Source organism: Micromonospora sp. WMMC250 (assembly GCF_027460215.1).
Classification (GTDB): domain Bacteria; phylum Actinomycetota; class Actinomycetes; order Mycobacteriales; family Micromonosporaceae; genus Micromonospora; species Micromonospora taraxaci.
Genome location: NZ_JAPZBJ010000002.1, coordinates 75,746 through 99,929, shown reverse-complemented (window position 1 = coordinate 99,929; position 24,184 = coordinate 75,746). Strand labels below are relative to the sequence as shown.

Here is a 24,184-nt window from a genome sequence, read left to right as displayed (position 1 = left end):
TCGGCGACACGTCGACGCGGGTCCTCGGGCATGGCGCGGCCCCGGCCCGACGTGGGTTGCCGTCGGACCGGGGCGGTGGTCGGCCGGTCAGTACTCGCCGCGCCCGAAGGCCGCCAGTTCGGCGGAGTGCACGGGATTGCTGACGTAGGTGGCGCCGATCGGGGCCGTCACCCGGCACCAGGCGTCGAGCCGGCCCACGTCGATGCCGGCGGCGCTCGCCAACTCGTCGCGGCGGCGCACCATCTCCGCGCGGTCCAGACCCTCCAGCACGTAGTCCACGGCGTCGAAGCAGGGGTCACCGGCGCACGCCATCGGGTCGATCGCCACCAGGCCCCTGCCTCCGCCGCTGAGCACGTTGCCGAGGTGCAGGTCCCCGTGCAGCAGCACAGTGTCGGTGGGCACCGCGAACAGGTCGTCGCGCAGCCGCTTGGACCCGCTCAGGTCGGCGCCCCGGCGCGTCGCCGAGTTGAACAGCACGTCGATCCAGTCCGTCAGTTGACGGGGAGCGGCAGCCGGGTCACCCGCGCCGTGCAGATCGGTGAGGAAGGCGGCGAACTCCCGCGGTGAGGGCGGCTGCGGCATCTTCTCCACGAGGGTGCCGGGGTGGATCGCTTCGAGCAGGACAGCGCCCTTGGCCGACTCCCGTACCGCCGGCACCCGCCCGCTGGAGGCGAACTGGCGCAGCATGTCCACCTCTTCCCGCACGGCGTAGCTGTCCGGGGAAAGCTTGAGCACCGCGTCGCCGAGCGGGCCCACGCACCGGAACACCACCGAGGAGTTGCCGGACTTGAGCGGGTCACCGAGAGTTAACTCCCACTGCTCGACGAGGTCGTCGAGCCGCTGGCGCAGCGTGCCCACCCAGCGGTGCGCGGCCCGACCGAACCGTGGCTCCAGTCGGTTGGCGATCGCGTCCAGGTCCAGGCTCATCCCGCTCGCCCCCGCACCGACCGCGCGCCGACGTGCGCGGCCGCGCCCGGCGCCATGACACCACGCCTGCCGGCCAGCAGAACGCTGCCACCGGGCACCCTTGGTGAATGGAGGCCGGGCGGCCCGGGGCGCCCCAACCGCGCCCGGCGGGCGACCTCGATCGCCTCGTACCGGTCAGAAACGTTCAATTTGCTGAAGATGATGGAAATATGATTGCTGACCGTTTTCGGGGACAGATTCAGCTTCGCGGCGATCGCCACGTTGCGCATACCCGAGGCAATCAGTTCCAGCACCTCCCGCTCGCGGGCTGTCAGCTCCGGGAAGAGTTGCTGGTTGCGGGGCTCCCGGCTCAGTTGCCCGATGAGCTTGTCGGCCACCCGGGGGCCGAGGATGACCTCGCCCGTCGCGAGGCCCCGGATCGTCCGGACGATGCCGTCGCCCGGGCAACTCTTGAGCACGTAGCCCCGGGCGCCCGCCCACATGGCCGCGAGGATCGCGTGTTCGTCCTCGACCGCGGTGAAGACCAGCACCGCTGTCGAGGGCGACACCCGGTTGATCTCCTGAATCGTCACCCCCGCCTGGAACCCCGGCAGCTCGACGTCGAGAACGAGCACGTCAGGGCGTGTGGCGGTGGCCAGCGCCAACGCCTCCCGCGCGGACGACGCCTCACCTGTCACGGCGACCTCAGCCGACGGCGACAACAGGGCGTGCAGGCCCCTGCGCACCACCGGCTGAGCGTCGGCCAGGACCACCGTCACCGCGTCGGGTTGTGTCTCCGCCGTGACTTCCTCCGGATACCGCCTCATGTTCCGAGTCAGTTCCGAGGCCGAGCCAACGCTGACCATCTATCCACCTCACCCCGTCCGAACGGCCCGCCGTGTCTTAGTCGCGCGGGGAAACGCCGCGGTAGCGCCGACCCCGCGTCGTGATGAACATCTACTCACGGCCAACAGAACAACACAAGAAGTGATCCCAGGAACGGGCTCGGTCAGCCTTTTGACGCATCGGAAAACCGAACCAAACTTTCCGTTTTGGCCCTGACGAAGCCGTCCACAGCGGACCTTTCACGGGCGGACGACGTGCCGCCGGCCCGGGAGTCCACGGGGGAATTTCCCGGCCGAACCGGGACGTCGTCCCGTACGCGCTACACCTGTCGCCCTGTCCGCCGGACACCGCCGTCGCCAGGATTGACCCATGCCCTTGTCACGAGTGACGGACGTTCTCGCCGGCCTGGTGCCGACCGACCCGCTCCGCAGGAAGCTGATCGCGATCCGACTGGCCGAGTCCATCGGCAAGGGAGTCTTCCTCAGCGGCAGCGTCGTCTACTTCACGCTGCGTGTCGGACTCGACGCGCGGCAGGTGGGCTTGGGCCTGTCGGCCGCCGGCCTGTCCGCCTTCCTCTCGTCGGTCCTGTTCGGTGTGATCGCCGACCGGGTGGGCGCCCGCCGCCTGCTCGTCATCCTGTTCGCCGCGCTGGCGGTCGGATTCGGGCTCTACAGCCTCGTCGACAGCGCGACAGCCTTCTTCGCGCTGGTGGTCACCGTCGGCTTCCTCGAGTACGGCACCGGCCCGACCAACGGGGCCCTCATCGGCAACCTCGTGCCCGCCGAGGAGCGGGTGAAGCTCAAGGCCATGATGCGGTCGGTGTTCAACATCGGATTCAGCATCGGTATCGGCGTGGCGGCCGTCGCCGCCCTCAGCCAACGGCTGCTCGTGCTGATCCCCCTCACCACTGCCGCGTTGATGGCCGGCGCCGCGCTGCTCGTCACCCGCCTGCCCGACGTGCCGCCGCGTCCCGCACCGGTGGGCTTCAAGCGTTTCGCCGCAGTCCGCGACCCACGTTTCCTCACGGTGATCGGCGTCTCGACGATCCTCGCCTCACACGTCAGCATCATCCTGGTGACGCTGCCGCTCTGGGCGCTCAACCGCACCGACCTGCCGCACTTCCTGATTCCTCTGCTGCTGATCGTCAACACCGCGTTCGTCATCCTGTTCCAGGTGCGGGCCAGCCGGGGCGCGGACACCGTGCACGGCGCCGGTCGGCTCGCCCGACGCTCCGGCTACTGGCTGGCCGGCGGCTGCGCGGTCCTGGCGGTGACCGCGCTCGACGACAACGTGGTCCTGGCGTCCGTGGCGATCGTCGCCGCCGTGCTGATCCTCTCCGTGGCCGAGGTGATGCAGGCCGCCTCCGGTTGGGGGCTCGCGTTCGGCCTCGCCCCCGAGCACGCCCAGGGCGAGTACCTGGGGGCGTTCGACCTGCACGTGATCACGCAGAACATCATCGGCCCGGCGGTGCTCTCCGGCCTGGTCATCGCCTTCGGCTTCTGGGGATGGCTGGGCATCGCCGTCGCCGCGCTCGTCGCATCGGCGCTGATCATTCCGGCCGCCAACCGCAGCGCTGTCACGCTGGTCCGCGAGACGGCCCCAGCCTCCACGACCTGACGCTCGCCCGTCCGCGCGCGAGCCCTCGCCCTACCGCTGACGGGGCGGACTGGGCGGGTCGTGTTCCGCGGCGAGCACGCGGTACGCCGCGAGGTCTTCGAGGGTGCTTCTAGTCGCTGCGCTGGCGATTGCCGGTCCAGTCTGTACGAACGACGAATCTCGCCGTTCGTGTCCGTGTGCAGCCATAACCTCATCCGCAGTGGTGCGCATGTCCCGAAGTGCAGCCTCAGCCATACCATCGGCCTCCAGTGCAGCCAGCCGAATGTGCTGGCGCTGTAGCTGCAGGTCCAGCCGATGCTTCTGCCACTCCATGACGGAGGTCAATCCCTGTTTGAGGACGGCCATAGCAGCAAGGGAGTAGGCGACCGGGGTGAGCTCTGCTGCCACAGAGACAAGGATCGTTTCTATAGGGCTGGCGAGAGAGACGCGAGCTGCCCGAAATTCGACTCGTCGCGGACCCGCCTGCGAAGGGACCACCGGGCGCACAAGGAATTCTCGGAGCGGCATCGTGGGGTCAACGATGAAGATCGCAGCTTCGCCCAGCGTGAGCAGCGAACGAAGATAGAAAGCGACGTCGGCCAGCGGCGGCGTTTCGCCGAGGTCAGCTACGACCCGGAGGGTCGGCACCTCCGTAGAGGTCCACGAGGTCGCTTGAGTCATGGAGGCATCTAAACATGACCCCGTCAACACGGCCTGCGCCGGAGTTGTGACGCACAGCCCTGCCCGAAATCCGCCTGAGCAGCTAACGGCCGCCGGCGGACTCGCTCCATGGCCGCATCACCGACGCAGGAGGCGCCGCCCGGTGTTCGCGGCGAACTACACCTTCGGCGACCCGCCGCGCCGGGTGGTGCAGCCGACACGCGAGGAAGCGATCCGCCGGGCCGAGCAGATCCTCCGGGCCGCTGGCGTGGAGGCCGACATCGTCCCGCGGCATCCGAAGCGGCAGCCCGGCAGCGTTCTGATCGTGTTCTCCGGCCCGCACCGTACGCCGAAAACCCGACGAGTTCGTGAACGAGATGTACGACAAGTCGCCCGCTGATCCGACCGCCGCGACACAGCGCAGATCCCCGCCGCGAAGCCCGCCCACTGTGCCGCACCCGAACCAGATCCCGCTCATCCACCCACCGCAGCCCTAACAGAGCACTACCAAGCGCGGTTCACCACCAGAACGCCTGACCCCCGTGGTCGAGTTGCGGTGGTTCTGCGGTCAGCCGCGCGGCGCTCGGTCCGCAGGAGCGTCGTGACGCTGAGCTGCACGGCTCGGCGGCACGGGGATGGTGCCGTCAGTAGGAGTCGTGGCCGCCGCAGTGGCCGCCGCAGCCTTGGGTTTGCGGCGGTGGAGCGTGAGAGTCATGACCAGCACGACCAGCGCTCCGACGATCAGCCCGAGGATCGCGCTGGCCACCGTGTTGACGAGCCAGCCGACGAGCCCGCCGAGAACACCCGTGGCGTCGTGGGCGGCGACCTCCACGTGGTGCACGGCCTCGTACAGGAAGTGCAGGTTCAGCTCGTTCGTGCCCAGCAGCAGGATGTGCCCGCCCACCCACAGCATCGCCGCGGTGCCGACCACCGTCAGCACGGTGAGAACCACCGGCATCGCCCTCACCAGACCGCGGCCGAACGTGGCGACGGCGCCGGAACGTTGCGACAGGCGCAGCCCGGCGTCGTCCATCTTCACGATCAGGGCCACCACGCCGTACACCAGGACGGTTATGACGACGGCGACGATAGCCAGGATCGCCAGGCGGGACCAGAACGGCTCATCGACCACCTCGTTGAGGCTGATGACCATGATCTCCGCCGAGAGGATCAGGTCGGTTCGTACCGCACCGGACACCAGTGTCGTCTCGTCCTGCACCGTGTCCCCGCCCGCGCCGTGGGCGTCGTCATGGGCGATCTTGGCCCACACCTTCTCCGCGCCTTCGTAACAGAGGTAGGCGCCGCCGAGCATGAGGATCGGGGTGAGCAGCCAGGGCACGAACTGACTGAGCAGCAGCACCGCCGGCAGGATGATGAGGTACTTGTTGCGCAGCGACCCCAGGGCAATGCGTTTGATGATCGGCAACTCGCGGTCGGCCGCCAGACTCCGCACGTACTGCGGCGTGACGGCAGCATCGTCGACGACGACGCCCGCAGCCTTGGCGCCGGCCTTCGCGGCGGCCGCCCCGACGTCATCGATCGACGCTGCGGCGGCACGGGCCAGCACCGCCACGTCATCCAGCAGGGCTACGAGTCCACCGGCCAAGGGAGGGTCCTTCCAGGGTTGCGCAGAGTTCGAACTGACCCATTCTCGCTCAGGTCCCTGTGCGCGGCACGCCACCACCCGGTCGTATGTCGGGCGAGAGCTTTTGGCCCTGCCGCCGCGGCAACGGTGGCGGGGATCCGGCGTCGTGGATAGATTCGGAACATGTCTTCCACATCTGTCACAGATGTCGAAGGGCTGCGCGCGCTGGCTCATCCCGCGCGGCTCCGGATCCTAGATCTACTCCGCGTCCACGACCGGCTGACCGCCTCGGAATGCGCGGCGCAGCTCGAACTCTCTCCCAAGTCCTGCTCCTACCACTTGCACGTGCTCGCCAAACAGGGCCTGGTGGAGCAGGGCTCTCCACTTGCCGAAGACACCCGGCAGCGACCCTGGCAACGCCGCTTCGACGAGGTACTGATGCCGCTTCTGGGAAAGACCGGCGGCGCGGACTCCGACATCGCCCGCACGGACGCGATCGGCGCGGCGGCCCGGCACGACCTCGGGCTCTTCCTGAGCTTCCTGGCGTCACCGCAGGCAGCAAGCGACGACTGGGCATCGAGTACCACCGTGCACACCCGGACCGCCCTCATGACACCCGCCGAACTCAGAGCCTGGGGCGAGGCGGTCGAGGAAATCACCCGCTGCCACGTGGAGAAGGCGACCCGGACCCGCCGCGACGGACGCGGCCCGGTCCGGCTGGCCGTGCGTGGCTTCCCGCAGACCGCACCAGGGACGGGGACTGCCGAATGACCGGTAACGAGACGACGGGTCTGCGCCGCTACGCAGGAGTGGTCGCGAACCGGCAGATTCTGGCGGCCCTGATCGGCGCACTCGTCGCACGGCTCGCCCAGACGATGTCACCGCTGCTCATTCTTCTGCTGGCCAACCAGCGGTACGGCGGGTTCGCGATTGCGGGCGCGGCCGCCGCCACCTACGGACTCTGCGCGAGTCTGAGCGGTCCGCTGATCGCCCGGCTGGCCGAGCGCTACGGCAACCTCGTCCTACTGATCGCGGGGATCCTGAGCAGCACCGGCCTGTTGGTCATCGTCCTTCCGTGGCAGTCGTGGAACTTCTGGGCCGGTGTCGTGCTGGCCGGTGCGGCGATCCCGCCGCTGAGCGCAACGCTGCGGGCCACGATCGCGACCACCATCGAGGACCCGCAGGAACGCATCGCCGCGTACGGCCTGGACACCGTGGGCACTGAAGTGCTGTTCGTACTGGGGCCTGCCCTCGTCGGGCTGGTCGTGGCCTTGAGCAGCCCGACGGCTGCCCTGGCTGGAACCGCGCTGCTCCCGGTTGCCGGTGCCACCACCCTGCTGATCCAGCAGCGTCGCGTCCCGTCGCCGGAATCGTCGCCGGACGCGCCGGAGGCCGCGGACCGCCGGATGCTGATCCGACTGCTCCCCTGGCTGGGCGTGGCGACGGTCCAGATGGCCGCCATCGGTCTTGTGGAGGTCGCGCTGATCGCGGTCGCGGTCGAGTTCAGCTCCTCGGCCGCCAGCGGGGCAGTGCTCGCGACGTGGGCGGCGGGCAGTGTCGTGGGTGGCGTGTGGTACGGGTCGCGGTCGTGGCACGCGCCAGTGCGCCGGCAGGTGCGGCTGCTGCTGCTCGGCAGCGCTGTCGGGTTCGCCCTGCTGCTCGCCGCCCGGTCCGCTTCGGCCCTTTACCCGCTGGCGTTCCTCGCTGGCGTATTCATCACCCCGGCGGCAGCGGCCCTGCTGACCGATCTGAGCGAGAACCTGACGGGCGGGCATCGGCTGACCGCGTTCGCCTGGCTGGCGTCCGCGAACGGGCTGGCCGGATCCTTGGCCTACGCCGCAGGCGGAGTGCTGGTCACCGGCGCTGGGCCGTGGGCGACGATCGCCGTCGCCGCCGCCCTTCCCGCGCTCGCGGCACTACTGTTCCGAAGCCGTGGTGCAGGTCCTGTTCCACAGAGAACCTCCCAGAGTCAACGACCATTGACTGAACACGATCAGCATCACGTGTCGCTTGAAAACGATCACAGTCGTTAATCGGTAACCGCCAACGGTCATGGCCTCATCCGCGTCGAGGTCCACCACCAGACGACGGTAGGCGCCGTTGGGTCCCGGTGTTTCTTCGTCCAGGCCGGAGACTCGAACCGCCGTCTCGGGGTGCATTCGTCGACTACGCCAAGTCACCGCAGGCGGGGACGGCGGTGCCCGGATCCGCCGATGAGCGGATGCCTATGCCTGTGCGCTCTCCGGCGGTTCGACGCGCTGCTGTGTTGGATGGCGACGCTGACCGTCGGGTAGATCGGCCTGCCAATGGCCTGGTCGAAATGACTCAACGGGACCGGTGCGTCGGTTGTTCGGTATCGGCTGGATGGAAACGGAAGTCGGGCGGATCAGGGTGATGCCGTAGGCGACGACCCACACGACCCAGATTAGCCAGCCGACAAGGCCGAGGAGGCCGACCGTACCGGGGTCGTCGATGGCCAGAGGGCTCAGCACGGCCGAGCCGAACTGGAGTGCGGCGGCAAGCAAACCGATTCCGCTGTGCCAGCGGCGGATCAGGCCGGCGCGTCGCCCGCTGATGGACAGGCCGGTCATGGCCAGTGCCAGGAAGGTGCCGTTGAAGACGAACAGCGCGTTGTGCAGTGCCCAGAGCCCGGCGATCGTGCTGCTGTCCTGCGCGGTCGTTGACGCGAGCGCGAGCCGGGTGGCCATCACGCCGGTGAAGGTGATGTTCTGCATGATCACCCCGGCGAACCCGACCAGGGACCAGGCTGTGCCTTGCTCGAGGTCGGAACGCCACAGCACGGAGACCGCGCCGGCGCCGAACAGGGTGGCCAGCACCCAGGCGATCGGGGCGAGTGCTGACGCGAGGCCGACGGCGTTCTGGTGGGTGGTGAAAAACTGGACGACGTCGTTGGTCTCGGAGCCGGTGTGGGGCAGGCCGGCTGGCACCAGGAAGGCGTTGGTGGAGGCGATCAGGATGGCGAAGCCGAGTCCGGCGAGTCCGGCGATCCGCGAGAACGTCCAGATGCCTCCGACGTCGGCTTTACGCAGCATAGATTCAATATAAGACCCGAAAACCGAAGGAGACAAGCCATTGACCGCCGAGACAGGCAGGCGGAGGTACGAATCACTGCGCCGGGCGGCGCAAGCGGCAGAGACGAGAGGTGAGATCGCCAGCGCCGCTCGTCGACTGTTCGTCTCCCGTGGCTGGGGGGCGACCACGGTACGTGACGTGGCACGGGAGGCGGGGGTCTCGGTGCCGACCGTCTACGCGGTGTACGGAAACAAGACTGGGCTGATCCAGGCCCTGGCCGACGCAGCAGACATCGCCGCAAATCCATCGCAGTCGCTCGCCGAACTGGAAGGGGCCGAGAACGATCCGGTACGGCAGCTCGCGGCGATGGCCGGCTACGACCGGCGGCTCTTCGAGCGTGCCGGTGACATCATCGCGCTCGTACGCGAGGCGGGCCGTACCGAGCCTGCGCTGGCGAACGTCTACCGCGGCGGCCGCCAGCGGGGGGACGAGACCAGGATCCAGGTGTTCTCGTCGTGGCCGGGCGGCGTTCTCCGGCAAGGACTGGACATACGGTCGGCCGTCGATGTCTATGCGGCGATCTGCAACATCGACGTCTACACCACGCTGACCGACGAACGCGGCTGGCAGCCCGATCAAGTCGAGCGCTGGTGGACCGAGGCCCTGGCCCGCGAACTCCTGACCTGAAATGTGACATCTCAACCACGCCTTGACACGACGCCCACCGCCCGGGCTCCCGAAACAGCTCAACCGAGGCGCAACGAATCAACTTCAGTCGCGCGGATCGCGGCCACGTGAGTTAATCCTTTGCCCGTTGTCCCCTCGATGCGGATGATCCGGTTCGTGGGCCTCTCGCGTACCGGACATGTTGATCCAGCAGCACCTCGGCGCGCTGGCCCCGAGGATGCCCGAGCGGTCGCCGACCTTCTCATCCGGTCCCGTCGGGCCGCAGTCGGCGCCATCCCTGCTGCGGTCCACCCGGACGGCGAGGTTCGAGAGTGGATCCGCGCCGTCTTGATTCCTGAGCGAGAAGTATGGCTGATGGAGGACTCGCGCAGCCGGCCACTGGCGGTGCTGGCTCTGGATGATGACTGGGTCGACCAGCTCTATGTCGACCCAGCTCTCACCGGCAGGGGGTTGGGCTCCCACCTCATCGGGTTCGCGAAGTCCCGCCGCCCGGCGGGACTTCAGCTGTGGACGTTCGCAAGAAACACCGGAGCGCAGAGGTTCTACCTTCGCCACGGTTTCACTGTGGCTGAAACGACCGACGGGTCCCGCAACGAGGAGAATGCGCCCGACATCCGCTTTGTTTGGACAGCGCCACCTCATCGGCATGTGTGGACGCCGCACTATCGCCTCCCCGGGGCACCGACGCTGACGCCTTCGCAAGCGCAGAAGAAGTCACCATCCTGAACTGCCCGGCCAGGGAGTTCCCCCTGGGATCGGTGTCTCGGATGACCGCACCGCAGCAAACTCGAGCCAGCTCATCCGCAACTCTTCAGCTCGATCTGCAGAGGACCTACAGGCGTGGCTCAGGCGAGCCGTGGCACCGGCCGGCGGCAGCCGTCCTGGGAGCAGCGGCGCAGGCCCCCCGGAGAGAACTCCGGGTTCGGCGTCGTCGGAAACCCCTCGATTCGAGCGACGGGGATCGACCACAATGCCTCAGTGGAACGCGAGCGCCTGGTGAAGTTGAGCAAACGGATGTCCAAGGCACTCCGGCACGATCCCGACAGGGCCGGCCTGGTGCTCGACCCGGCCGGTTGGACTCCCGTCGACGCTCTGCTCGCCGCCCTACGGATCGAGCGGGCCGAGCTGGACGCGGTCGTCGCCGGCAATGACAAGCAGCGGTTCGCTGTCGAGCCCGGCACCGACGGGGTGCTGCGGATCCGGGCCAACCAGGGCCACTCGGTCCCGGTGGACCTCGGGCTGCCCCCGGTGACCCCACCGGAGCGGCTCTATCACGGCACCAGCGCCAGTGCGCTGGAGTCGATCCGGGCCACCGGCCTGCACCGCGGCGGACGGCACCACGTCCATCTCTCCGCCGACACCGAGACCGCCCACCGGGTCGGCGCCCGACGGGCCGGTCGGGTCTTGATCCTCACCATCGACGCAGCGGCGATGGCCGCCGACGGGCACGTGTTCCACCGCAGCGCCAACGGCGTCTGGCTCACCGACGCGGTCCCTGCCAGCTATCTGCTCGACTGAGCCCTGGCCTGTCCCGCGCCGCTGTTCCGGCGGGGTGCGTACCACCTCGAACGGGATGCGGCACGCGACATCCGGCGTGGCGCCGCCCCTGGGCCGCGGCACCGAAGCGGACACACCCGTTGTCAGGCCTGGAGCGAGCGCAGCATCAGCGACAGGTAGCGCTGGGAATCCGCTGCGGCGTCGGGGCCGGCGGCCAGGACGACGTCGGGGGTTGCCAGCGCCATACGGCAAGCGCAACTTGATCGCGATGATCGTGGCCACGATCGCGCTGTTCGTCACTGCTCTGCTGTTCGGTCCGGGCTGGGGCTCCTCACGACAACACGTGTCGCGTCAACACTGCCAGTAGTCGTTCGAGCGCTTTGCGGTCGCTGTCGGTCAGGTTCCGAAGGATGGCGGCCTCGTTTGCCAGGTGCTCCTCGATGAGTTGGTCGGTCAGCGTCAGTCCGGCCGGGGTCAGGCCCACCACTCTGCCGCGGGCGTCGACCTCGGAGACCGAGCGCGAGACGAGGCCTCGGGCGATGAGCCGGTCCACCCGCTTGGTCACCGCACCGGTGGTGACGAGCATCCGTTCACTCAACTGACCCGCCGTGAGCATGTACGGCTCGCCCTCCCGGCGCAGCGCCGCAAGCATGTCGAACTCGCCGTTACCGAGGCCCGCGGCGGCGAACGGCGGCCGCAGGGACGCGTCGAGCGCCTCGGCCAGGTGCTGGATCCGGCCGATGATCAACAATGGGGTGGGATCGAGGTCGGGTCGTTCGCGATGCCACTGACTGACGATGTCAGCAACCCGGTCTTTGTTCACGCTTGCATCATAGCTTCCATGGAAGATAGATTCATCTTCCATGGAAGGAAATAGCTCTCACGCGCCCGTCCCCATGGTCGTGGCCTACGTCGACCCGTCCTGTCCGTTCGCCTGGATCACCTCGCGGTGGCTCATGGAAGTCGCGCGCATCCGACCCATCACTCTGCGGTTCGAGGTGATGAGCCTCGCGGTCGTCAACGAGCATCGCGACCTGGAGCCCTGGTACCGCGCGTTCAACGATCGGGCCTGGGGCCCGGCGCGGGTGTGCACGGCAGCCGGCGCGCACCATGGGCCAGCCGCCCTCGCACGCCTGTACCCGGCGCTCGGTCGTCGGATCCACGACGAGGGCAACAAGGACTTCGACGCCGTCATCCCGGCGGCACTGGACGAGGCGGGCCTCCCCGCCGACCTGGCCGACGTCGCTCGCCGAAGCGACGTCGACGATCGGATGCGGGCGAGCACCGCCCGCGCGCAGCAGCTCGTGGGTGAGGACCTCGGCACCCCGACGATCGTGGTCGACGACGTGGCCTTCTTCGGCCCTGTACTCTCCTCGATCCCACGCGGGGATGACGCCCTCCGCGTCTTCGACGGCGCACGCCTGCTCGCCGGCTGTCCGGCGTTCTCGGAACTGAAGCGCGCTCGGACCGATGAGCTCAGCTTCGCCTAGCCCCTCTGGACATGTTCAGTTAACAAACCTAATAATTGACCTCCCGTCGATACCCATCGATCGGGTACCCCTCGGGAGGACCGGATGGCGCGCAGATTCCGAACACCGTTCCTGGCGGCCCTCGCGGCCCTGGTCTCCGCCGCCGCGGCGACCCTGACCTTCGCCTATCCAGCCCTGGCCGCCGGCCCGACGGCCGCGTTCACCAAGACCTCCGACTGGGGCGCGGGCTGGGAGGGCCGCTACACCATCACCAACGGTGGGTCGAGCACGATCACCGGTTGGCAGGTTGCCTTCACCCTGCCGACGGGCACCACCCTCGGCTCGTACTGGGACGCCACGGTCAGCACCGTCGGGCAGAGGCACACCTTCACCAACCGCTCGTGGAACGGTGCCCTGGCCCCCGGCGCGTCGGCGTCGTTCGGCTTCCTGGTCACCGGCTCCGGCTCGCCCGTCGACTGCACGCTCAACGGCGTGGCGTGCGCCGGTGGCGCACCCCCCACCACGACACCCCCCACCACGACACCGCCGACGACCCCGCCGCCCACCACGACGCCGCCGACGACCCCGCCGCCCACCACGACGCCGCCGACGACCCCGCCGCCCACCAACCCGCCGCCCACCGGGCTGCCGAAGCACGCCCTGATCGGCTACCTGCACACCAGTTTTGCCAATGGGGCCGGGTACCTGCGGATGGCCGACGTGCCCGACGACTGGGACATCGTCAACCTCGCCTTCGGCGAACCCACCTCCGTCACCTCCGGCGACATCCGCTTCCAACTCTGCCCGGTTGCCGAGTGCCCCACCGTGGAGACCGAAGCCCAGTTCACCGCGGCGATCCGCGCCAAGCAGCAGCAGGGCAAGAAGGTGTTGCTGTCCATCGGCGGTCAGAACGGGCAGGTGCAACTCACCACGACCGCCGCCCGTGACACGTTCGTCCGCTCGGTCTCGGCGATCATCGACCGGTACGGCCTCAACGGCCTGGACATCGACTTCGAGGGCCACTCCCTCTACCTCAACGCCGGCGACACCGACTTCCGCAACCCGACCACCCCGGTCGTGGTCAACCTGATCTCGGCGATCCGCGAGCTCAAGCAGCGCTACGGAAGCGGCTTCGTGCTCACGATGGCCCCGGAGACGTTCTTCGTGCAGCTCGGCTACCAGTTCTACGGCTCGGGCCCATGGGGCGGCCAGGATCCCCGGGCCGGGTCCTACCTGCCGGTGATCCACGCGCTGCGTGACGTCCTCACCGTCCTGCACGTCCAGGACTACAACTCCGGCCCCATTGTCGGGCTCGACGGGCAGTACCACACGATGGGCAGCGCCGACTTCCACATCGCGATGACGGACATGCTGCTGGCCGGCTTCCCCGTGGCCGGGAACACCAACGCGGTCTTCCCCGCACTGCGCGAGGACCAGGTCGCGTTCGGCGCGCCCTCGTCCACCAGCGCCGGCAACGGCTACCTCGCCCCGGGCGGCGTGCAACAAGCGGTGACCTGCCTCGTCCGAGGCCAGAGCTGCGGCGCGTACACCCCTCGCAGCGGAACCAACCCCAACTTCCGAGGGCTGATGACCTGGTCCATCAACTGGGACCGCTTCTACTCCTGGGAATTCCGGCTCAACCACGGCCCGTTCCTGAAGGCGCTGCCCTGACGGCGACGCTGGCTGGAGCGGCCGAACACGCCGCCCGTCGGAGACAGCGTCGCGGCCCGGTCGATCCGGACCGGGCCGCGACGGGGTCCGACCACCTTTCCCACAGTGGCCCAGAGCGGCACACCACCCCGATGTCCAGCTCACCCTCGGTTGGAGGATCGCCGAAGACTCCCAGGGCTGTCTCGCTAACGGTGTTTCCGGCGATCTTGGTTAGTAGGATTCAGCGTCGGGGCGGCGGTCGCTGAAGGTGGTGGCGAAGGCGTTCAGGGCGGGTTCCAGCGCATCGTTCATCGGGTTCGGGGGCCGGTCCCGAGGCACATTCGGTTGGCAACCGCGCTGCCGTGAGTCCAACGGCCCCACGGTTCAGGAAGAGCCTGTGGCAAGTCCGAACTCTTCGGCGACGAGGGCAAAGGAACGTATGCGGTTGACGGTGTCGTAGATCAACGTGGTGAGCATCAATTCGTCGGCCTGGGTTCGCCGCTGCAGCTCTGTCAGTCCTTCGCACACTGTGTCGGGCGCCCCGTGGATCACGTTGCCCAGCCAGCTTTCGACGAACTCCTCTTCCTCCGGCGTGTAAGGGCGGTTCTCCGCCTCGTCCGGGCTGGGAAGGGCGGCCTGCTTCCCCTGCCGTGCAAGCATCATCATCACCGCCCCCGGCCGAGCCAGGCGTTGGGCTTCGGGCGCGGTCGGGGCGCAGGTGACGTTCACGGAGACCATCACGTGTGGCGCGGCCAGGGCAGCGGACGGCCGGAACGTTCTCCGGTACTCGTCGACGGCCCGCAGGGACTGCACGGGATTGATGTGGAAGGCAGCCGCGAATGGCAGGCCGAGGCGTGCGGCCACCTCCGCACCAGTCGTTCCCGAGCCGAGTGTCCAGACGGGAAGGTCGGGTGCCGCCGGCACCACGTGTACGTTGTCGCGCCGGTAGGGGTGGTTCTCCGGGAAGTCGTTCCGGAGGAAGCCCAGAAGCTCCTCGACGTCGTCGCGGAAACTGTCGCCACCCGAGCCCTCGGCGCTACGACGTAGCGCCTGCATGACCGACGGCAGACCGCCGGGACTTCGGCCGACGCCCAGGTCGATGCGCCCGGGGTGGAAGGCGTTCAGGACGCCGAACTGCTCGGCCACGATCAGTGGTGCGTGGTTGGTGAGCATGACTCCTCCCGACCCCAGCCGGATGGAGCGGGTCGCGGCACCGAGGTGGGCGAGGAGAACGGCGGGCGCCGGGCTACTCGAGGCGGGGAAGCTGTGGTGCTCGGCGACCCAGAAGCGCCGGTACCCCCACCGCTCGGCGGCCTGCGCCAGTGTCGTGGTCTGTCGGAGCGCGTCGGCCGGAGGGCTCCCGGTGCCCCTGACGACCAGATCGAGAATCGACAGGGGTACGGAACTCGTCCCATGCCCTCCATTCGGCGCCGCGCCTGTCCGCAGATCGGTGCCGCGTCGTTGTTCCATTGCCACTTCCCTGTTCTCGAACCGAAACGACCGTGGGGGCCTACTGAGGCACCATCGTCAAACCAACGTCTCGCCACCATCGACGGCCAGCGTGGTGCCGGTCGTGAAGGTGCTCGAGAGGGCGTAGAGGACCGCGCGGACGACGTCGTCCGGGTGGCCCACCCGACCGGCCGGGTTGCGGGCCGCCCGACTCGCGAAGAGGTCGGCCTTCTGCTGCTCGCCGAGCGCGTCGTACGCGCCGCTGTCGATGGTGCCCGGCGAGACTGAGTTCACCCGCAGTGGTGCGAGTTCCACGGCCAGGGCTTGGGTGACCGCGTCGACGCCGCCGTTGGTGGCCGCGACCGCCAGCATGCCCGGCACCGGCTTGCGGGCGGTCGCGCCGGAGAAGAAGACGAAGCTGCCGTCCTGCGGCATGCGAGGTGCGAGGTGTTTGGCCAGCAGGATCGGGCCGAGCACCTTGGTCGACAGGGACCGCAGCACGGCGGCGGGCTGTAGGTCGCTCAGACGTCCGCGAGCCCGGGCCGACGCTGTCGACACGACATGGTCGACGCGACCCAACCGTTCGGCGAGCGCCGCCACGCTCGCCTCATCCGTCACGTCGACGGATTCGACGGTCACCTCCTCGCCGTACGCGTCGGCCAGGGCATCGCGGTTGCGGGAGGCGACGACCACTGTGGCGCCGGAGGCGCGTACGGCGGAGACGATCGCGCCGGCGATGCCGCCGCTGCGCCCGATCACCAGCACTGATCGGTTCTCCAGTTCAGTGTGCATAACTCACTTCCTCTTCGGGGATCCAGGCGCACGCCGTCGAGGGCGTGCCTGGTGGAGTTGATCAACGGTGTACGACGGTGGCCTGGGCCCGTGCCTCCTCGATGACGCGATTGAGGGTGGCGAGGTCCTGGGGCCCCTCGTGACGCTGACCGTTGATGAAGAACGTGGGGGTGCCGGCCACGCCGCTGCGGTCGGCCGAATCGACATCCCGCTGAACCCGGGCCTCGTGCCGGTGGCGGACCAGGTCGTCGCGGAACCTGTCGAGGTCGAGGCCGAGTTGCTCGGCGTACCCGGTCAGGTCGTCGGGGGCGAGCCGGTCCTGGCGTTCGAGCAGCAGGGTGTGCATGGGCCAGAACGCGCCCTGATCTCCCGCGGCCTCGGCGGCCTCGGCGGCTGTCTGCGCGTACGGATGGACGTCCGGCAGCGGCAGATGCCGCCACACGTAGCGCACATCGGCGTTCTCGACGAGCAGTTCCTGGGCCGTGGGGCCGACCATCGCGGTCCACGGGCATTCGAAGTCGCCGTACTCGACGACCGTGACGACGGCGGTCGGAGGGCCTTGGATGTGGTCGCGGTCGTCGTTGACCGGCTCCGCCAGGTCGACAAGCCGATCCGCGGTGCCGAGTAACGCCCGCGCCTGTGTCCTGGCCGGAAGGGTCTCGATGACGCGGTAGACGGCAAAGCTCAGCAGAGCCGCGCCGACCGCGGCCGCGAGAGTACCGATCTTTGCCTGGTCGAGCGCGTCGCCGGTGAAGGCCAGGTTCGCGATCAGCAGCGACACGGTGAAGCCGATCCCGGCGATCGTGCCGCTCTCCAGGACCGCGCCCCATCCGACGGGTGGGCGCAGTGAGCCTCCGCTGAGACGTTCCGCCAACCAGGAGGCGACGACGACGGCAGTCGGCTTGCCCAGGACGTAGGCGAGGACGATGCCGATCGTGATCGGCGATCGGAGTGCCTGGCGCACCGAGTCACCGTCGATGACGATTCCTGCGTTGGCCAGGGCGAACAGCGGGACGATTCCGTAGCTGGTCGTGGCGTGCAGGGTATGGCGCATCCGGGAGTTGGCCGACAGCGCGCCGGTCAGGCTCCGAGTGGCCACCGCCGCCAGCTTCGCCGACGGCTGCTCGCGGAAGAGCCGGACCAGTCTGGTCGCCTCCTGAAGCTCGGTGCGGCTGGGCGTGTACGCCGTCGTGGCCAGCCCCGCGGCCAGCCCAGCGACCACCGGGTCGACGCCGGCCGAGAGCAACCCAGCCCAGGTCACCACAGTGCCCAGCGCGAAGCTCCATCCTCGGAGCCGGTGCGGCAGCCGGCGCCCTGCCAGCAGGCCGGCGTAGGCCACCACGGCCACCACCATGCCCGGCACCGCGATGTGCTCGCTGTACGCGAGGGCGATCACGATCAGGGCCACCAGGTCGTCGACGACGAACACGGTCAGGACGAAGGTTCGGATTCGTTCCGGCGCGTGCGCCGCAATCAGGGAGAAGGCTCCCAGCGCGAGCGCGGTGTCGGTGGACATCGCGATGCCCCAGCCCACGGCACCGGCTCCCCCGTGGTTCACGATCAGATAGATGCTGACCGGAATCACCATCCCCGCCGCACCGGCGAGCACCGGGAGGGCCAGGCGTCGCCGCTCTCGCAGATCGCCCAGATCGAACTCGCGGCGCGCTTCGAGGCCGACGACGAGGAAGAACAACGTCATCAACCCGCTGTTGACCCAGGTGCGCAGGTCGAGGTGCGCCGCCCAGGGACCGATCTGGATGGTCATGACCCAGGACCAGAAGCCGTCGTAGTTGAGCGAGGGCAGGTTCGCCCAGACGAGGGCAACGGCGACGGCGGCGACGAGGAGCGTCGCGCCGGCCGATCCGGTACGCGGGAGGCCGCGCCGAGCCGCCGACCCGATGGGTGTCATAACCATCGACGTCGTCGGGTCGGGCTCCATCGTTTGGTGCACCTGCGGCATCGCTTCCTCGTGATTGGTCTGGTCTGGCGTGCCGATCGTCAGGCGGAGAGAACTGCTGACCTCAGGGAGTTCATCGCGTGGAAGGCTCGCGACTTGGCCGTTCCGATCGGCACGGAAAGGAGTTCGGCGGCATCGACTGCGCTGCGGCTCTGCAGGTAGATCTCCACGAACGCTCTGCGGCGCTCGGGACTCAGCTCGCGGAACGCGTCCAGCAGGGACTCGCGGGCCACGACGACGTCCATCGGGTCGGCCGGCGAGGAGTAGTTCTCCAGTTCTCGTTCGCCCAGCGACTCCTGGGGCCGCCGTACGCGCTTGCGCGCCTCGTCCGCCGACACGTGACGGGCGATCGTGAAGAGCCACGACTGGATGTGGTCCTCGTCGACCGGGACGTCGCCGATGTGCCGCCATACCTTCAACATCGTCTCCTGCAACAGGTCTTCGACGATCTGCGGCCGGTAGGCGTTGATTCGTTTGAGGTAGCGGAGCAGGACGCCAGAACGTTCCTCGAAAATCTGCCGCAACTTCTCCCCGTCACGCCGCCGAAGAGAGTTCCGGTCGTCGTGTCGTGGGAGTTGCCCTGACTTTCCGGCGAGGTACGGGCTCTCGTCCGGGCCGTTGAGGCGCGGAGTAGGCATGGCCATCAGTCACTCCTGGACAGCGTGGTCAGGTGAGCGGGTGGTCCGCCGCCCGCGTTCGGGCACGTCGAGGGCGGCCGGCCGTCTTACCCGCTAGCTGGAAACCCCGCCGGGAGCAGCCTTCTCACTCCCGGGCATGGTCACGGACAGCCGGCGGCCGAGGAACTCGCGGATGATCGTGGCTACCGTGTCGCCGGCGCTCTCGAGCAGAAAGTGGCCGCCCTCGAGCAGGTGAATTTCGGCATCGGTGGCATCGGTGGCGAAGGCCCGTGCGCCGTCCGGGCCGAAGATCTCGTCGCCTCGGCCCCAGACCGCGAGCACCGGTACGCCGCTGCTCCGCAGGTATTCGTGCAGACGGGGGTAGAGCGGCGGGTTGGTGGCGTAGTCACGGAACAGGGCAAGCTGGATGTCGTCGTTGCCGGGCCGGCTCAGCAGGGCGTAGTCGTGGTGCCAGGTGTCGGGGCTGATCAGGGTCTCGTCGGGGGTGCCGGTGACGTATTGCCAGCGGGTGACGTCCAGGGTGAGTGCCGCACGGATGGCGGACTCGGTCTCCGGGGTCTGCTCCTTCTGGTAGTTCCAGACCGTCTGCCAGAAGCTCTCGACGAAACCCTCCTCGTACCCGTTGCCGTTCTGCGTGATGATCGCCGTGATCGCGTCGGGGTCGCGCAGGGCCAGTCGGAACCCGACCGGTGCGCCGTAGTCCTGCACGTAGATGGCGTACCGCTCGATGCCGAGCTGCTTGAGCAGGTCGGCGGTGAGGTCGGTCAACGCGTCGAAGGTGTAGTCGAACTCGCCGGCTGCGGGGGCATCCGACAGCCCGAACCCGAGGTGGTCGGGCGCGATGACGTGATAGCGATCGGCCAGCGCCGGGATCAGGTTGCGGAACATGAACGACGACGTCGGGAACCCGTGCAGGAGGACCACGGTCGGCTCGTTGGCCGGGCCGGCCTCCCGGTAGAACAGTTGACGCCCTGCCACTGAGGCGTACCGGTGGTGAACGTTGGGCATGGCTCCTCCTTCGCTGCGGACGCACCGTCAGGACGGTCTGCGACCTGTACGGTTGCGAGCTTGGCTCGGCGAGAAGGGGCTTCGCCTCCGAGTCACCACCGGCCGACCCCCGGGCCTGATCCCGGGGGCTGCCTGTCGAACGTCAGCAGGCGACGGGGCGCGAATAGCATTCGGCCTGAAGTTTCGACCCATCTTGTGCCTTTTCGCACACCTCCCGGGGTGCGGTTGCCAGGTCCGGGGGTGCCACCGGTGGCGGACCCGTGACTCGATCGGGCCGACGACGCGCAGGATTGTCCGATGGATCGCGACCCCGACGCCTTGGGCTTGCCGGCGGGTCCTCGGTTGCCGCTGTTCGGTCATGGCGAGGACGACCGGCTCGGTGACCTTCGACGACGTACCGCAGCCGGTTCCGGCGGTGGGCTACGCATCGTCGGACATCGCGGCACCGGGAGTTCAACAGCCCTGGACCAGATGATCGATCAGGCTGCCAGCTTCCGCGTGCTCCGGGTTCGGGCAGTTGCCGCCGAGCAGGAGATCCCCTTTGCGGCTCTCCACCTGCTCTGTGCTGAGCTGCTCGACCACTGCGCGTTCCTGTCGGCCGCACATCTCGCGACACTGCAGGCCGCGTTCGGCCTGATCGACGAACCCAGGCCCAGCGTCGGCGCGGTCGCCCCCGCTGTGCTCGCGTTGCTCAGCGGCATCGCCGGGGTGCAGCCTGTCTGCGCCGCCGTCGACGACGCCCACTGGCTGGACGCGCCCAGCGCCGAGGTACTGGCCTTCGTCGCCTCTCACTCGGTCGGACGAGCGCTGATGATCGTGATCGCCGGCTCGCACACCCCACGCCTCGACCCATTCGGGCAGGTTCCGGCGCTGCGCCTCCGGCCGATCGGGCACAGTGACCTCCGCGGTCAGCTCAGGGCTGTCGTGCCGGGTCCGGTCGACGACGCCGTGGCCGAGCGCATGCTGGCAGAGTTTGGCGACAACCTGTGCGCACTGGTGGAGTCGCTCCAAGGCCACACGGCGGCGGAACTGGCCGGTGGATTCGCGATCCCCGGCCCCCGTCGCGTCCCTTCGTGCTCGCACGAAGGCCACTGCTCGGCAGTTGTCGGTCACCTCACGCCGGTGTCCCGGCGGCTTCTGCTCGCCGCGGCGGCCGACCCGACCGGTGACGTTCTGCTCTTCGAGCGCATGGCCACCGAGCTGGGCGCCGACCGCGAAGCCCTCGTCGCGGCCCAGCTGGTCGAAGTTGATGATCATGTTGTTTTCGCCTGCCCAGACCTGAGATCGGTCAGCTACCACTCGGCCGCGCCCGCCGAACGGCGACTGACACACCGCATGCTCGCCGAGAACACGACCGGCGATCCGACGCGGCGGCTGTGGCACCTCGGCCTGGCGGCAGGCACCCATGACGACGCTCTCGCCGACGATCTCGAAGCCCACGCCGACCTGTCGCAGCCCCGTGTGGGCACAGCCGCCCGCGCCGCGTTCCTGGAGAGGGCAGCCCTGCTCACCAGCGATTCGGGCGTACGCGCCGACCGCGCGCTCGCGGCGTCGGCCGCGATGTACGACGACGGCGACCTCCCCGGCGCCCAGCGGCTCCTGGCCATCGTGACGCCGGAGTCGCAGGACGCTGTCCGCGCCGCTCGGCGGACCTGGCACCGAACCCGGATCGAGACCGCCCTGCGTCCCGGTGCGGGCTCCGCGCGCCACCTGCTGGAGGCGGCCCGGCGGCTGCGGCCACTCGACCCGGCCGACGCGCGGGAGGCATACCTCGACGCTCTCCTCGCGGCGACTTCCGCGAGCGGACCCGCGGATCGCGCGCTGCTGCTCGTCACGGCGGCCGAGGCCCGCGCCACCGCAGGCGAACACCGTCGCCGTCCAGCCGACCAGCTTCTGTTCGGGCTCGCCACGCGGGTACTCGACGGCTACGCCCGCTCGGTTGCGCCGCTGCGGGCGGCAATCGCGGCCTTCCGGGAGCCGTCTCTCGACCTGCGGGCGGCACGGTGGCTCGGCCTCGCGGGTCTGCTCGCCGCAGAGGTGTGGGACAGCCATGCCTGGCAAGACCTGACTCGGCGCCACACGGCGACCAGACGGGACCCCCGGCTCGACAGCCTGCTCTCGCAGTTCTCCCAGGGGGCTCGCAGTCACGACACCGGGATCGCCGAGCTGGTCGCGGCCGCGGAATTGCACAACGCCGCGGGGCGGTACGACCTGGCCGTCGAGGCGGCCTGCGAGGCGGCACGGTCGGAGCATCCCGGCTTCACGGGCTGGGCGCTGATCGAGCTGGTCGAGGCCGCGGTCCGCGCAGGCGACGAGCATCTGGCCGCAGGAGCCACGGTTCAGCTCGGGCAGCGCACCACTGCGGCCGGAGGCGACTGGGCGCTGGGCGTCCACGCCACCGCTGAGGCGCTGATCGCCAAGGACCAGAAAGCGGAGGCGTCCTACCGGGAGGCCATCGAGCGGCTCGGCCGCGCCGGCCTGCCCGATCGGCTGGCACGAACCGAGCTGCTCTACGGCGAATGGCTGCGTCGGCGTAACCGCCGCACCGAAGCCCGGGCTCAGCTCCGGGCCGCGAGCAGGCACTTCGGCGAGGTCGGCGCCGATGCTTTCGTCCAACGGGCCCGCCGAGAACTGCTCGCGACCGGGGAGAACACGCATCGGCAGCCCGACGGGAGCCGACGTCAGCTGACCCCGCAGGAGACCCAGGTCGCGTCGCTGGCCCAGGCCGGGCTCAGCAATGCCGAGATCGCCGCACAGTTGTTCATCAGCCCTCGTACCGTGGAGTACCACCTGTACAAGGCCTTCCCCAAACTCGGCGTCCGGTCCCGTGCCAAGCTCCAACCACTTCGGGACCTTCGCGGGCAGGCCGGCACCGCGGGATCGTGACCTTGGCGTCGACGAGCGGTCAGGCGTTGTTCCCGTCGCGATACGCCTCCAGCAGCCGCAGCCACACCTCGCTGACCGTCGGGAAGGGGGGCACGGCGTGCCACAGCCGGCTGATGGGTACCTGCCCGGCTACCGCGACCGTGGCCGAGTGAAGCAGTTCGGCGACTCCGAGCCCCACGAAGGTCACGCCGAGGACGCGCTCGGTGGCGCTGTCGACGACCATGCGGGCCTGGCCCTGGTAGTCGTCGGCGAACAGCCGGGCGCCAGCGACGGTGGCCGCCATGTCGACATCGACGACCCGCACCTCATGGCCATTGCGGCGCGCCTGGTCGGCGCTGAGTCCGACCGCCGCAACCTCGGGATCGCTGAAGATGACCTGCGGCAGGGCGTGCACATCCGCCGTCGCCGCGTGCCGTCCCCAGGCCGCGGTGTCCAGAGCTTGACCTGCGGCAACGGATGCGATGGCGTTCCCGACGATGCGGGCCTGGTACTTGCCCTGGTGGGTCAACAACGCGCGGTGGTTGACGTCACCGATCGCGTACAGCCAGTCGCCGTCGACGCCGTGTACTCGGCAGGTGTCGTCCACGTCGAGCCAGGACCCCGGCCTGAGCCCCACCGTCTCGAGACCGATGTCGCCCGTGAGCGGGACGCGGCCGACGGCGACGAGCACCTCGTCCGCCTCCACCTCGGCCCCATCGTCGAGCATCAGCGTCACGGGACCGGTGGCTGACGGCCGACGCATCGACGTCACTGTCACACCATGTCGAACGTTGACCCCCGCCGTCTGCAGAGACGCACCGACCATCTCGCCGGCGAAGGATTCGAGCCGTGGTAGGAGACGCGGCTCCCGCGCCAACAGCGTCACCGCGGACCCGAGACCCTGCCAGGCGGTGGCCATCTCCACGCCGACCGCGCCGCCACCGATGATTGCCAAGCGGGCGGGCACGGTCGAGGTGTCGGTGGCGGTCCGGTTCGTCCAGACCAACGCCTCGGCGATACCCGGCATGTCCGGGATCGCCGCACGGCTGCCGGTGCAGAGCACCACCGCGTGTCGGGCCGTCAGACCAACGATCTGCTGCTCCGAGGTGGCGACGGCGACCCGGCGCGGACCGTCGACACGGCCGTGGCCACGGAACAGCTCGGCCCCGATGTTTTTGACCCACTGCGCCTGCCCGGAGTCGTCCCAGTCAGTGACGAGAAGGTCACGGCGTCGGAAGACACCGGCAGCATCGACGGGCCCGCTGACAGCCTGCCGTGCACCGTCGAGCCGCCGGGCCTCGTCCACCGCCACCACCGGGCGAAGCATCGCCTTGCTCGGGATGCACGCCCAGTAGGAACACTCACCGCCGACGAGTTCCTTCTCGACCATCGCCACAGTGAGACCAGCTGCCGTGGCGCGGGCGGCGACGCTCTGCCCGACAGGGCCACCGCCGATGACGATCACGTCGTAGGTCCTGTCTGCGGAAGCCTCGACTTCGGATTTTCCCATCGTTCTCGCCTTTCGGGATCGCATAGTCAGGTCAGC

General features: G+C 69.1%; 23 protein-coding genes. 10 read left to right on the top strand and 13 right to left on the bottom strand.

What is annotated here, in order from left to right; genetic code table 11:
* Window positions 1-87: 87 nt before the first annotated feature.
* Both O3438_RS00660 and O3438_RS00655 read right to left on the bottom strand, forming a co-directional pair.
* A complete protein-coding gene (locus O3438_RS00660) occupies window positions 88-927 on the bottom strand; it encodes an aminoglycoside phosphotransferase family protein (RefSeq protein ID WP_269678021.1) in 840 nt (279 codons plus the stop codon).
* Window positions 924-1,733, bottom strand: a complete 810-nt coding sequence (locus O3438_RS00655) for a LuxR C-terminal-related transcriptional regulator (RefSeq protein WP_269678020.1) — start codon at window positions 1,731-1,733, stop codon at window positions 924-926. Before O3438_RS00655 ends, O3438_RS00660 begins: the two co-directional genes overlap by 4 nt.
* Before the next feature lie 388 nt (window positions 1,734-2,121).
* Between O3438_RS00655 and O3438_RS00650 the strand changes: the two genes are divergently transcribed.
* Entirely contained in the window at window positions 2,122-3,369 is a 1,248-nt protein-coding gene (locus tag O3438_RS00650) for an MFS transporter (RefSeq protein ID WP_269678019.1), read from the top strand.
* A gap of 30 nt (window positions 3,370-3,399) precedes the next feature.
* Here the strand turns inward: O3438_RS00650 and O3438_RS00645 are convergent, their stop codons facing one another.
* On the bottom strand, window positions 3,400-4,029 hold the full coding sequence (locus tag O3438_RS00645) for a hypothetical protein (RefSeq protein ID WP_269678018.1): 630 nt from the start codon (window positions 4,027-4,029) through the stop codon (window positions 3,400-3,402).
* A 142-nt stretch (window positions 4,030-4,171) separates the two neighbouring features.
* Between O3438_RS00645 and O3438_RS00640 the strand changes: the two genes are divergently transcribed.
* Window positions 4,172-4,408, top strand: coding sequence for a hypothetical protein (locus tag O3438_RS00640; protein WP_269678017.1), 237 nt, complete (start codon window positions 4,172-4,174; stop codon window positions 4,406-4,408).
* A gap of 168 nt (window positions 4,409-4,576) precedes the next feature.
* On the opposite strand, the gene O3438_RS00635 is transcribed toward O3438_RS00640, so the two are convergent.
* A complete protein-coding gene (locus tag O3438_RS00635) occupies window positions 4,577-5,692 on the bottom strand; it encodes a DUF808 domain-containing protein (protein ID WP_269678016.1) in 1,116 nt (371 codons plus the stop codon).
* 84 nt (window positions 5,693-5,776) lie between these two features.
* Between O3438_RS00635 and O3438_RS00630 the strand changes: the two genes are divergently transcribed.
* Both O3438_RS00630 and O3438_RS00625 read left to right on the top strand, forming a co-directional pair.
* Entirely contained in the window at window positions 5,777-6,364 is a 588-nt protein-coding gene (locus O3438_RS00630; protein ID WP_269678015.1) for a winged helix-turn-helix domain-containing protein, read from the top strand.
* On the top strand, window positions 6,361-7,626 hold the full coding sequence (locus O3438_RS00625; protein ID WP_269678014.1) for an MFS transporter: 1,266 nt from the start codon (window positions 6,361-6,363) through the stop codon (window positions 7,624-7,626). The genes O3438_RS00630 and O3438_RS00625 overlap by 4 nt, the downstream gene beginning before the upstream one ends.
* A gap of 192 nt (window positions 7,627-7,818) precedes the next feature.
* Here O3438_RS00625 and O3438_RS00620 read toward each other — a convergent pair whose 3' ends face one another.
* Window positions 7,819-8,646 (bottom strand): hypothetical protein, encoded by an 828-nt coding sequence (locus O3438_RS00620; protein WP_269678013.1) that lies wholly within the window; start codon window positions 8,644-8,646, stop codon window positions 7,819-7,821.
* Window positions 8,647-8,686: 40 nt separating this feature from the next.
* Here O3438_RS00620 and O3438_RS00615 point away from each other — a divergent pair, with 40 nt between their 5' ends.
* The 3 genes from O3438_RS00615 (at window position 8,687) to O3438_RS00605 (ending at window position 10,831) form a co-directional block, all read left to right on the top strand.
* A complete protein-coding gene (locus O3438_RS00615) occupies window positions 8,687-9,313 on the top strand; it encodes a TetR/AcrR family transcriptional regulator (protein ID WP_269678012.1) in 627 nt (208 codons plus the stop codon).
* Between the two features lie 138 nt (window positions 9,314-9,451).
* Window positions 9,452-10,039, top strand: coding sequence for a GNAT family N-acetyltransferase (locus O3438_RS34165; protein ID WP_332367439.1), 588 nt, complete (start codon window positions 9,452-9,454; stop codon window positions 10,037-10,039).
* Between the two features lie 252 nt (window positions 10,040-10,291).
* Window positions 10,292-10,831: an RNA 2'-phosphotransferase gene (locus O3438_RS00605; protein ID WP_269678010.1), complete on the top strand. Its 540-nt coding sequence runs from the start codon at window positions 10,292-10,294 to the stop codon at window positions 10,829-10,831.
* A gap of 310 nt (window positions 10,832-11,141) precedes the next feature.
* Here the strand turns inward: O3438_RS00605 and O3438_RS00600 are convergent, their stop codons facing one another.
* Entirely contained in the window at window positions 11,142-11,675 is a 534-nt protein-coding gene (locus O3438_RS00600; protein WP_269678009.1) for a MarR family winged helix-turn-helix transcriptional regulator, read from the bottom strand.
* Between O3438_RS00600 and O3438_RS00595 the strand changes: the two genes are divergently transcribed.
* Complete coding sequence (locus O3438_RS00595; RefSeq protein WP_442929549.1) at window positions 11,674-12,300, top strand: mycothiol-dependent nitroreductase Rv2466c family protein; 627 nt, start codon at window positions 11,674-11,676, stop codon at window positions 12,298-12,300. The two genes, O3438_RS00600 and O3438_RS00595, sit on opposite strands and share 2 nt — an antisense overlap.
* Window positions 12,301-12,384: 84 nt before the next feature.
* Complete coding sequence (locus O3438_RS00590) at window positions 12,385-13,950, top strand: chitinase (RefSeq protein ID WP_269678008.1); 1,566 nt, start codon at window positions 12,385-12,387, stop codon at window positions 13,948-13,950.
* A gap of 363 nt (window positions 13,951-14,313) precedes the next feature.
* Here the strand turns inward: O3438_RS00590 and O3438_RS00585 are convergent, their stop codons facing one another.
* From O3438_RS00585 to O3438_RS00560, 6 genes are all read right to left on the bottom strand, one after another.
* Window positions 14,314-15,399: an LLM class flavin-dependent oxidoreductase gene (locus O3438_RS00585; protein WP_269678007.1), complete on the bottom strand. Its 1,086-nt coding sequence runs from the start codon at window positions 15,397-15,399 to the stop codon at window positions 14,314-14,316.
* Between the two features lie 57 nt (window positions 15,400-15,456).
* A complete protein-coding gene (locus O3438_RS00580; RefSeq protein WP_269678006.1) occupies window positions 15,457-16,170 on the bottom strand; it encodes an SDR family oxidoreductase in 714 nt (237 codons plus the stop codon).
* A 61-nt stretch (window positions 16,171-16,231) separates the two neighbouring features.
* On the bottom strand, window positions 16,232-18,085 hold the full coding sequence (locus O3438_RS00575) for a Na+/H+ antiporter NhaA (protein ID WP_269678005.1): 1,854 nt from the start codon (window positions 18,083-18,085) through the stop codon (window positions 16,232-16,234).
* An 83-nt stretch (window positions 18,086-18,168) separates the two neighbouring features.
* Window positions 18,169-18,771, bottom strand: a complete 603-nt coding sequence (locus O3438_RS00570) for a sigma-70 family RNA polymerase sigma factor (RefSeq protein ID WP_269678004.1) — start codon at window positions 18,769-18,771, stop codon at window positions 18,169-18,171.
* Between the two features lie 87 nt (window positions 18,772-18,858).
* Window positions 18,859-19,773 carry an alpha/beta fold hydrolase gene (locus O3438_RS00565; RefSeq protein ID WP_269678003.1) on the bottom strand — a complete coding sequence of 305 codons (915 nt, stop codon included), beginning with the start codon at window positions 19,771-19,773 and terminating at the stop codon, window positions 18,859-18,861.
* Window positions 19,774-20,226: 453 nt separating this feature from the next.
* Window positions 20,227-21,030 carry a hypothetical protein gene (locus O3438_RS00560; protein ID WP_269678002.1) on the bottom strand — a complete coding sequence of 268 codons (804 nt, stop codon included), beginning with the start codon at window positions 21,028-21,030 and terminating at the stop codon, window positions 20,227-20,229.
* Between the two features lie 78 nt (window positions 21,031-21,108).
* Between O3438_RS00560 and O3438_RS00555 the strand changes: the two genes are divergently transcribed.
* Window positions 21,109-22,659 (top strand): helix-turn-helix domain-containing protein, encoded by a 1,551-nt coding sequence (locus tag O3438_RS00555; protein ID WP_269678001.1) that lies wholly within the window; start codon window positions 21,109-21,111, stop codon window positions 22,657-22,659.
* Window positions 22,660-22,678: 19 nt separating this feature from the next.
* Here the strand turns inward: O3438_RS00555 and O3438_RS00550 are convergent, their stop codons facing one another.
* Window positions 22,679-24,148 (bottom strand): dihydrolipoyl dehydrogenase family protein, encoded by a 1,470-nt coding sequence (locus tag O3438_RS00550; protein WP_269678000.1) that lies wholly within the window; start codon window positions 24,146-24,148, stop codon window positions 22,679-22,681.
* Window positions 24,149-24,184: the final 36 nt, after the last annotated feature.